The following is a 4,018-nucleotide window of genomic DNA, read 5'->3' as shown; positions in this document are numbered from 1 at the left end:
TAGGCAGGATGCGGCGGGCTACGCTCGCACCGTGCTCGCCGTCGCCTTCCCCGCTGCCGCCTTCGCCACCAACTGCTACGTCCTCGCGACCGGCCCGGGGCAGGAGTGCCTCGTCGTCGACCCGGGGATCGGGGTCGAGGACACCCTGCGCGACGTGCTCGCCGAACACCGGCTGCGCCCCGCGGCGGTGCTGCTCACCCACGGCCACCTTGATCACGTCTACTCGGTGACGCCGGTGTGTGGGGGAGACACGGCGGCCTACATCCACTGCGACGACCGGTACCGGCTCACCGACCCGATCGCGAGCCTGGCCCCCGGAACCCTCGCGATGATGGAGCAGCAGTTCGGTCAGCGAGCGACGTGGCGTGAGCCCGAGACCGTCGTCGAGGTGACCGACCGCCAGACCCTCACCCTGGCCGGCCTCGAGGTCGAGGTGCTGCACGCGCCCGGGCACACCGAGGGTTCGGTGATGTTCGGTCTCGGAGTCGTTCCCGACGGCCTGCCCGCCGACGAGGGCCTGGACCGCACCATGGTGTCGGGGGACGTCCTGTTCGCCGGCTCGATCGGGCGCACTGACCTGCCCGGAGGCGACCACGCCGCCATGCAGCGCAGCCTGCGCGACGTCGTCCTGCCGCTGCCCGACTCCACCCTCGTCCTCACCGGCCACGGCCCGGCCACGACGATGCGCCGCGAGCGGGGCACCAACCCGTACCTGCAAGGATTGACCGCGTGAGCACTCCCACCAAGGTCACCCCCATCTCCGGGTTCCCCGAGTTCCTGCCTGCCGAGCGGCTCCTCGAGCTGCACTTCCTCGACGTCATCCGTGAGGTCTTCGAGCTGCACGGTTTCGCGCCGCTGGAGACCCGGGCCGTCGAGCCGGTCGAGCGTCTGCTCGGCAAGGGCGGCGACGCCGACAAGGAGATCTACGGGGTCACCCGCCTCGCGGGGGAGGCCTCGGTCAAGGATGCCGCTCTCGGCCTGCACTTCGACCTCACCGTGCCCTTCGCGCGCTACGTGCTGGAGAACGCCGGCAAGCTCGCCTTCCCGTTCCGGCGCTACCAGATCCAGAAGGTGTGGCGTGGTGAGCGGCCCCAGGAAGGGCGCTTCCGGGAGTTCACCCAGGCCGACATCGACGTCGTCGACGTCGGCGAGCTCGCGCCGCACTTCGAGGCCGAGATGCCGTTGGTCATCGCGGAGGCGTTCGCGCGGCTGCCGATCGGGCAGTTCCGCATCCAGGTCAACAACCGCAAGATCCCCGAGGGGTTCTACCTCGGCATCGGGCTGACCGACGTCGCCAGGACGCTGCGCATCGTCGACAAGCTCGACAAGATCGGCCCGCAGAAGGTCACGGCGCTGCTCATCGAGGCCGGTGCCACCCCGGAGCAGGCCGAGCACGCGCTGGCGCTGGCGGCCATCAGCAGCACCGACCTGTCGTTCGTGGATGCCGTACGCGCCCTCGGCGTCGAGCACCCCACCCTGGACGAGGGGCTGGACGCGCTCGCCGCCGTGATCACGGCCGGCAGGGCGCAGGCGCCCGGCGTGCTCGTCGCCGACCTGAAGATCGCCCGTGGGCTCGACTACTACACCGGCACGGTCTACGAGACCCAGCTCGTGGGGTCGGAGTCGTGGGGTTCGGTCTGCTCCGGCGGCCGCTACGACTCGCTCGCCAGCGACGGGCGCACCACCTACCCCGGCGTCGGCATCTCGATCGGCCTGACCCGGCTCGTGCACCTGCTCGTCACCCGCCGCGGCCTCACGGCCACCCGGTCGACCCCGGCCGCCGTCCTGGTCGCGGTCAACGACGAGGACTCACGCGACGCGTCACGCGACGTTGCCACGGCACTGCGGGCCCGCGGCATCCCGTGCGAGATCGCTCCGAGCGCGGCCCGCTTCGGCAAGCAGATCCGCTACGCCGACCGTCGAGGCATCCCCTTCGTCTGGTTCCCCGGCGCTGCTGGCGCCGGCGACCAGGTCAAGGACATCCGATCAGGCGAGCAGGTCGAGGCGGATGCCGCGTCGTGGCAGTGCCCGGAGGCCGACCTGCGCCCGGGCGTCATCACCCGCTGACCACGGGTGGGCGGAGCCCGACCTCCCGCAGCTCGAGCAGGGCCAGCGCCCGGATGATCTCGTCGTCACCGCGACGCCACGCCCCGGCGGGGTCGTCGGAGACGGCGGCCAGCCGCGGCATCGGCTGCTTGGCCATGGCACGCAGGGCGAACAGGTCGAGGTCGGGGGCGGCGTCGATGAAGCGCTGAGCGGCGCTCGCCCGGCGCGCGAAGCGCAAGCGCAGGGCGAACCAGAACAGCCCGACGATGAGGATCGGCACCAGAGCGGTCGTGAGGGCGAGCAGCAGGGAGAGCTGTTCGACGGCGCTGACCAGTGCCGTGCCGGCCTGCTCGATCTCCGTGCCGACGCCCGATGCCGAACGGAACGGCGTGGCGACCCGGTCGCCGAGCAGCGGGAGGTTGTCGACGCCGTCGCCCGCACTGGTCATCGTCCCGCGAAAGCTCGACCCGGCCCCTGCGAGGTCACGCCCGGGCTGGGCGAGCTCCATCGTCGTGTCGTGCACGCGGCCGGCGACGCGCACCCACAACGTCACCCAGAGCACGATGCCGACGTCGGAGGCGACCTGCACGAGACGGCGGGCAGGGATGTCGCTGTACAACTTCACGAAGGGCTCCTCGAGGGCGGGGGCACGCAGGTGGCGCGGGTCTAGACTCGCACCGCGCGCCCACGCAGCGCACCGCCACGGCAACGGTGCCGTGGGTTTTCGTCGAGACAGACAGGGCCAGATAACCGTGAAGGTCGGGATCCCCAGCGAAGTCAAGAACAACGAGTTCCGCGTCGGCATCACCCCCGTGGGTGTCCACGAGCTCGTCCGCCGCGGGCACGAGGTGCTCATCGAGAAGGGGGCCGGGCTCGGGTCGACGATCACCGACGACGAGTACGTGTCCCAGGGCGCTCGCATCCTCGACGACGCGGATGACGTGTGGGGCGAGGCCGACATGGTCATGAAGGTCAAGGAACCGGTTGCGCAGGAGTACCACCGCCTGCGCGAGGGCCTGACCCTGTTCACCTACCTGCACCTCGCCGCGGACGAGCCGCTGACCCGCGAGCTCGTCGACAAGAAGGTCACCTCGATCGCGTACGAGACGGTCCAGCTCCCCTCGGGTCTGCTGCCGCTGCTGTACCCGATGTCGGAAGTCGCCGGCTGTCTGGCCCCCCAGGTGGGCGCGTACTCGATGATGAAGGCCCAGGGTGGCCGCGGTGTGCTCATGGGCGGCATCGGCGGTGTCGCCAACTCCAAGGTCGTCGTCATCGGTGCCGGTGTGGCCGGGCAGAACGCCGCCAACATCGCCCTCGGCATGGGTGCTGACGTCACCCTGCTCGACACCGACCTCGACAAGCTGCGGATGAGCTTCTGGCGCTACGACAACCGGGTGGCCCAGATCGCCTCGTCGTCGATGTCGATCAAGGAGCAGGTCCTGGGGGCCGACCTCGTCATCGGCACGGTGCTCATCCCGGGTGCCAAGGCGCCCAAGCTCGTCACCGACGAGATGGTCGCCCAGATGAAGCCCGGTTCGGTGCTCGTCGACGTCGCCATCGACCAGGGTGGCTGCTTCGAGCACTCCCGTCCCACGACCCACGCCGACCCGACCTTCCCGGTGCACAACTCGATCTACTACTGCGTCGCGAACATGCCCGGTGCCGTGCCGCACACCTCGACGTGGGCGCTCACCAACGCCACGCTCTCGTACGCGACGAAGCTCGCCGACCGCGGCTGGAAGGACGCCTTGCGCGCCGACCCCGCGCTCGCCCTCGGCCTGAACACGGATGCCGGGCACATCACCTACGGTGCCGTCGCCGAGGCCTTCGGCATGGACAGCATCGGCATCGACGAGGCCCTGTCCTGACCAAGGGATCCACCGAGCCGACGGCCCGACCCACTGCGGTGGGCCGGGCCGTCGACGCGTGGCTGACCCACCTGGACGTCGAGCGCGGGGTGTCGGCCAACACG

At 70.6% G+C, this 4,018-nt stretch carries 4 protein-coding genes; 3 read left to right on the top strand and 1 reads right to left on the bottom strand.

Annotated features, from left to right (window positions below):
• Positions 1-31: 31 nt before the first annotated feature.
• Positions 32-733 carry an MBL fold metallo-hydrolase gene (locus tag PLL68_RS09830; protein ID WP_324533601.1) on the top strand — a complete coding sequence of 234 codons (702 nt, stop codon included), beginning with the start codon at positions 32-34 and terminating at the stop codon, positions 731-733.
• Complete coding sequence (gene hisS, locus PLL68_RS09825) at positions 730-2,067, top strand: histidine--tRNA ligase (protein ID WP_324533596.1); 1,338 nt, start codon at positions 730-732, stop codon at positions 2,065-2,067. Before PLL68_RS09830 ends, hisS begins: the two co-directional genes overlap by 4 nt.
• On the opposite strand, the gene PLL68_RS09820 is transcribed toward hisS, so the two are convergent.
• A complete protein-coding gene (locus tag PLL68_RS09820) occupies positions 2,057-2,671 on the bottom strand; it encodes a hypothetical protein (RefSeq protein WP_324533594.1) in 615 nt (204 codons plus the stop codon). The two genes, hisS and PLL68_RS09820, sit on opposite strands and share 11 nt — an antisense overlap.
• A 127-nt stretch (positions 2,672-2,798) precedes the next feature.
• On the opposite strand from PLL68_RS09820, the gene ald reads away from it, so the two are divergent.
• The gene (ald, locus tag PLL68_RS09815; protein WP_324533592.1) at positions 2,799-3,914 is read left to right on the top strand and encodes an alanine dehydrogenase; all 1,116 of its coding nucleotides are present in this window, start codon (positions 2,799-2,801) and stop codon (positions 3,912-3,914) included.
• The last annotated feature ends 104 nt before the right edge of the window (positions 3,915-4,018 follow it).

It is taken from the genome of Ornithinibacter sp., assembly GCF_035443565.1.
GTDB lineage: Bacteria > Actinomycetota > Actinomycetes > Actinomycetales > Dermatophilaceae > Fodinibacter.
This window is presented reverse-complemented; position numbering and strand designations above follow the sequence as displayed.